This window comes from Sporolactobacillus shoreae (assembly GCF_004684935.1).
GTDB classification, from domain to species: domain Bacteria; phylum Bacillota; class Bacilli; order Bacillales; family Sporolactobacillaceae; genus Sporolactobacillus; species Sporolactobacillus shoreae.
In genome coordinates, this window is sequence record NZ_SRJD01000045.1 from 1 (window position 1) to 5264 (window position 5264).

General features: G+C 48.4%; 4 protein-coding genes. All 4 read right to left on the reverse strand.

Annotated features, from left to right (window positions below; genetic code table 11):
- Positions 1 to 225 carry a hypothetical protein gene (locus E4665_RS17790; RefSeq protein ID WP_135350146.1) on the reverse strand — a complete coding sequence of 75 codons (225 nt, stop codon included), beginning with the start codon at positions 223 to 225 and terminating at the stop codon, positions 1 to 3.
- 37 nt (positions 226 to 262) lie between these two features.
- Positions 263 to 475: a hypothetical protein gene (locus E4665_RS17795; RefSeq protein WP_135350147.1), complete on the reverse strand. Its 213-nt coding sequence runs from the start codon at positions 473 to 475 to the stop codon at positions 263 to 265.
- Complete coding sequence (locus E4665_RS18725) at positions 475 to 4422, reverse strand: phage tail spike protein (protein ID WP_135350148.1); 3948 nt, start codon at positions 4420 to 4422, stop codon at positions 475 to 477. Before E4665_RS18725 ends, E4665_RS17795 begins: the two co-directional genes overlap by 1 nt.
- 17 nt (positions 4423 to 4439) lie before the next feature.
- Positions 4440 to 5264: phage tail family protein (locus E4665_RS18295; RefSeq protein WP_241654965.1), on the reverse strand; the 825-nt coding region annotated here is incomplete at its 5' end.

Sequence of the window (5264 nt, forward strand, 5' to 3'; positions counted from 1 at the left end):
TTAGCCTGCCGGCGGCGTATTCAGTGCAGAAATGGCCGGTGCGATCAGTGCATTGATCTGATCGACATTACCGGCCGTCGCGGTGAACTGTTCAACTGTGATGTGAATCGAACCATTAATATAATCGCCTGTGGTGTTATTGCGGCCGTTGAAGCTGACCGTGAATCCTGTCACATTGCCCTGCGCGTCTCGGATCGGGACAATTCCTGAAAATTGATAGTTCATGATGATGCCTCCCTAATTTTTTGTATTATAAAAGCACTCATTTCTGGGTGCTCGGTTCAACCTTCTTATCCGCTTTGACGTTCTTGGCTTGCTGGTCTTTCAGCTTTTTATTCTCGGCTTCGAGTTCGTCAATTCGATCATTTGCGGCCTTAAAAATAGCCGATAGTCTCGAATTTTCAACCTCCGCGTTTGCCAGTTTGGCACTGAGTACCTGGATCTGATCGTTTGCATTGAATTTGATATTTGCCATTATGCTGCCTCCAATTGTGCAATTCTGATTTGCTGATCCTGTATGGTGCTGTTAAGTTGCTTAATTGCGAGCATCAATTCTCCAATAATCGTGTCATCCTTCTTACCCTGCCTGTCTAATGTGATAAAATCTGAACAAGCCTGATATTCAGGAGTATCGCGATCATCAATGATCAGTCCGACATGTGTTTCCTGATCGCCCTTGTAATTGTATTGAACAACATCTGTAGACAAGATGTTCAGCAGCGCCTGAGCCGGATCCATTGACGCAAAGTTCTCCTTCAGTTCCCATCGCGAGGACTGTGACAGAGTTCTCACGCCGAGATCAACAAGGCCGCTACCGCCATCAGCCATGTACATTTTTTCACCGTCATTAGACCTGATAGAATGTGCTCCGTTTAGGAGCATGTTACTGCCAACCTCTAACTGCGCATTTACATAACAAATGCCATTGTTGTGTATACCAAATTGCCATTGGCCCGTATTATCCTGTATATCTATACATCCGTAGCCGTTTGCGACTATTTTTCCGCTGCTCCCAGTCATTTGTATTTGACCGGAAACATTTAAATTATTGGTTATTCCTACATCTACTCCGCCTCCTATGGCTACTCCACTTGTCCCGACGTGGATTCTTCCGACATTATTGGATTTTAGATAAAAATCCCCGTCACTGTTCCAGAACATACCTGTGTCATATGCGCCGTCACCCGGAAAGGAATAGGCAGGAGATAATATGTGATCTCCTGTTACAGTTGTAACATTGCCCCCACCATTCGGTGAAAATACCCATATACCTTTATAATTAGTTGGATCAATTATTACAGAATAAGCATTTTGTCCATCCATCTCTAATGTTGTTTGGGATAGACTAGATGTAACAGTAGACGATGTTGTAGACCTAAAAAATAGGTTATTTGAGTTCATTCCCGCGATATGTCCATTAGCCGAGGTGTCAAATACGTTTATAGCTGATCCTTGTGAAGTATCACCTATAACAACCCTATCATTTTGCCATCCCCCTGTTCCACCTGTGCCAGATGCAGTAAAACTACTGCCTATAATGTTGGTACCGGATATTGACCCTGATGTAACAGATACATTTCCACTAGGATCTACATGGAAGTTGTTCCCGATGTAGAAGTCGCCACTTTGCTGAGCATGCAATAAGTAATTACCACCACTATCTTTAATCGCTAGCGGATCGCTACCCTGATTAATTGCTACTGTGAGGCCGCCGTTAACTGAAGAAATTGCTGCATTATTGATGGATAGATTACCGCTCGTATCCACCTGAAAGACGGCCGAACCACTTTTCGTAATTTTGAATCCGCTCGATGAATTAACGCTAACTACGGTTGAACCGGCGGTTGCTGTGAGCCCGCTTGCATTGATCTGTACACCGCTGTAAGTCGCCGAGCTTTGCAGCGAGCCGTTGAGCGTATTCTGTACTGCCGTTGCGAGAGATGTGAGATTGATCTGTTGCAGCGTCCAATCTGCCGAGGCATACGCAGCCCCAGCCGCTTTTGCTGTCGTGCAGTAATACGTCGCGCCGCTCAAGATGTATAGATCGTTGAGATTGTACGGCGGCACGGGCTGAGATGTGAATACTTGCACGGAGTCGCTCGGAGCCGGGCTCCAATCGGTTGCGATGTTGCCGTGCTCAAGTTTCATTTCTTTATACTGAACTGTGTCTGACGGTGTAGAGCCCGATTGATGCCGAATTGATATTGTCACCGTATCGAAGCCCGTCGGGCAGATCGCTGAGACGACGGCATAGCCCTCGGATCCCCCCGCGATTGTTTGCGTCGAAAAGTTCTGACTATACGCCTGAGTCGAACTGTTTCTAAACTCCATATTAATCGACACGGGTTGAGCCACCGGCTTTAGATAAATGCGCCCGGTGAAAGAATCACCCGGATTGCATGGGATCCTCGGGCTCTGATAGGCGTCCCATCCGCTGAATGTTACGGACTTATAGCTGCTCGATGTTCCCGTGAATAAGTTTGTCTGCCCGACTTGCACATTATCATAGAGTGGGCTCCATGTGTAATCTGTCGGATTCGTTGATTCAGTTGCACTTGTTTTATTCACCGCAATACCGACATAGCGTTTGCCCGTTTCGGAGTCCGTCATATTCGTACCGTTTGCATCGTCGGCGTATTTGATCCATGTCCAGTATGTCTGCCCGTTCGTTCCCGTCGGCCCTTGTATTCCCTGCGGGCCTTGCGGGCCGGCCGCGCCTGTTGCTCCGGTATCGCCTTTCGGGCCCTGTGGGCCGGTAAGTCCCTGCACTCCTTGTGCTCCTGTTGCACCAGTGAGTCCGGTTGGCCCTTGAGTACCTTGTGCACCTTGGGGACCCGTTGGACCCTGAAACTTCGCCCAGGTATATGTGCTCGCCGAACCGCTGTCACTCTGTGTAAAATCGGTATACGTTCCAATATAAGCCTTGCCTGTTGGATCCTGACTGAACCCGTCACCTGATGCATCATCTGCGTAAGCCACATGCAGATAAACCGTTTCCCCATTCGTCCCTGACGGTCCAGGAATACCCTGGTCACCTTTCAGTCCCTGAACGGGCTGCCACTCGCCATTAAGGTATTGCTGGACTGGCGGAACGGAAGTATCCGTCCCGGTATAAACCCACAGATCGTTATTGCTAGCGTTGGACGGCGCTGAAACGCTCCGAAAAATGGAGTTTTTCAATTTAATTTGTTCCTGTGCCAAAGCCAACGCAGCTGCCGCAGCATCTACATCGGACTGTGCCTTCTGTGTCTGTGCCTGGACGGATCTAATATTTACCGGTACCTGCTCAATAACCAGCGTCTGGAAGTCACCCAACGTTACCTTGTTCTGGCTGGGATCTGAACGACTGATATCCGTCTGAATCGCGCGCGCAGAAATGGCTAAGTCTGGCTTCATTTCCCGGTCAATAATTTTAATTGTATCACCAAGCCGCAGCCTTTTCGTATCGAATCCTGGAACGGTTTCCAGCCAGGCGATGGCTGCCGTATAGGTGACAGATGGTGTCTTAAGTGCGTCCAGACGGCTTTGCGCCCAATTTTTCAGCGCCTGCGGATCCGTGATCGCACTATTTGTTAAGACGACCATCAGGTAACTGGTGCCCGTAACGTTGTACTGCATATTGGCCGCATCATCATAGATATAATCCAATCCGCCGTTTACGCTGGTAATGTCCACCGTCTTACTTGAGTCATTTGGATCGGTACCCCCGATGGGCCGGACAGCTGTCTTTACGGTCGATAGATCGGTTGTACGGGTAAGCCCGGTCAGGTCATGGGTGTACTCAAACCGGTCACCGTTGTCCTGACCACGCTGGGAATACACATCACAGACAAAATCAACAATACTGCCGCCCTTCATGAGCACGTGAAACTTGGGTTCGCAGAAAAAATTCTGTACGGGTGTTGCATCCGACAGCGGATTAATCGCTGCATCATCTGCCCGGATGATCTGCTGCATCGCTGCCTGTGCCGTTAGGTTACCGCTAAAACTCGTGGTCAGCGTGCCGACGTAATCGCAGTTATTCAGTCGCCAGCCGGACCCTGCGAGAACATAATTAAACAGATCTGCCGCTGTGGCATTGGTAAACGAAGCGTCTGCAACGATCGTATTAATTAGGTCAAAGATGTACTCGTTTTCCAGCGTAATGACCTTGTCGTGTGTGCCGTCACTGTTGAGCTGATCCGCGACCGTCAAGATGCGATAGAGGATAAAATCTCCGTCCAAATCCGGAGCAACAACCAGGGCCCCCTCAACAAAAAACTGGCTGTTTTCGCCGTCGTCATTGATCGTAAAGGTACTGGTTGAATCAAAGTTAACCAATTTTTCTGTCCAGGTATCGTTCCAAAAATGGCAGGCTTTCGAGCTATCATCACTGGCAGACGCGACAATTTGCCTTTTCGCGTTGATGACCCAAATATTCATTTGTTCTCACCTCCTGTCTATAACTGTTTGGCCCGATAGGTCATGCTGAAATCTGCACTATCAATCGGGGCAACACCGATCGCTTCCGTATCACCGCCCTGCAATTTCAGCCACTGACTACCGACGGATAAATATTGCATAAATCGTTCACCGTTTTTGTAGATGACTTCCGACTCGCAGTCAATCATGATTTCGTCCCCCACATGGGCGATGATCGGCGGTGCGCTGCCGTTGACATCATTCAGAGCCTGCACCTGAAGGTTGGTAAAGCACAGGTAGTTAATCGGATCCTTTGTACCCCATGAAGCGGCCCAGATGGCAATACCGGCTAGCTTATTGCCCGTGTATTGGTTCGCACTATCAATCCAGGTATAAGTGTCACGGTGGATCTCATTAAAGTTTCCGTCCAGCCGAATGACGTATGCGGTAAAGACATTTCCCTTTTTCTCAAGTTCCAGGTAGCCCCAAAAATTATTAAACTCTGAATAGGAACTGACCAGGTTGCCGCCGGTCGAACTGTTATTGTAAACCGTTGTGTAATAGACATCTGTCGTGTAGTAAGTGGATGTGGTATAGTACGTCTCTTTGACGCTTTGCCACTTCCCACGGACTTTCTTACGCACTACCCGAGTCTTTTTGACCTTCGTCGTGTGGGCAACCTTGCGGTAATTTGCGACTTGATGGCTATAGGTGTCGGTCGTTACTCCGGATCCGTCATAGATTATATACCTACTTGAATCCGTACCAATATCCGCATGTACCCGCACGTCATTGTACTGATCATTGTCCTTCAGTTCGATCATGCCGATTTTCTGCTTGTTTTCGTCCAGCAGGTAGAGTGT